Annotated in this window: 1 protein-coding gene; it reads right to left on the bottom strand. The window is 68.3% G+C overall.

Annotated features, from left to right (window positions below):
- A partial coding sequence (gene paaC / locus AB3X95_RS38960) for a 1,2-phenylacetyl-CoA epoxidase subunit PaaC (protein ID WP_368624009.1) occupies positions 1 to 448 on the bottom strand: 448 nt, incomplete at both ends.

Raw genomic sequence — 448 nt, 5'->3', positions numbered from 1 at the left:
GCGATTCGTCGGTGCCGTCGCCGAAGCGGATCAGCCACTCGCCCGCGTGATGCACGTGGTACTGCGTTTCCTTGGCCGACTTCGCGGCGATCGCGGCGAGCTGTGCGTCGGCGGAGCCCGTCAGCGCACCCCACAGGTGCCTCATCAGCGTCGAATACAGGAAGTTGCGCACGATCGTCACCGCGTAGTCCTTCTGCGCCTGCGCGGTGCCGGCGAGCGGCCCGTAGTGCGGCAGCTCGGCGAGCGTGTAGTTCGCGAATTCGCGCTCGGCGCGGAAGTACGCGTAGTCGTCCTCGCTGCGCTGACGGCCGGTGAGCTGCTCTTCGAGCGCGGCCGCGTGCGTGTACAGCAGGCGCGCCTGGCCGATCAGGTCGAGGCTCATGTTCGACAGCGCGATGTCCTCTTCGAGGATCGGGCCGTGGCCGCACCACTCGCTGTTGCGCTGACC

This window comes from Paraburkholderia sp. BR13444, assembly GCF_040948755.1.
Taxonomy (GTDB): domain Bacteria; phylum Pseudomonadota; class Gammaproteobacteria; order Burkholderiales; family Burkholderiaceae; genus Paraburkholderia; species Paraburkholderia youngii.
The sequence above is the reverse complement of the archived record's forward strand: the minus strand, read 5'-3'. Positions and strand labels throughout refer to the sequence as shown.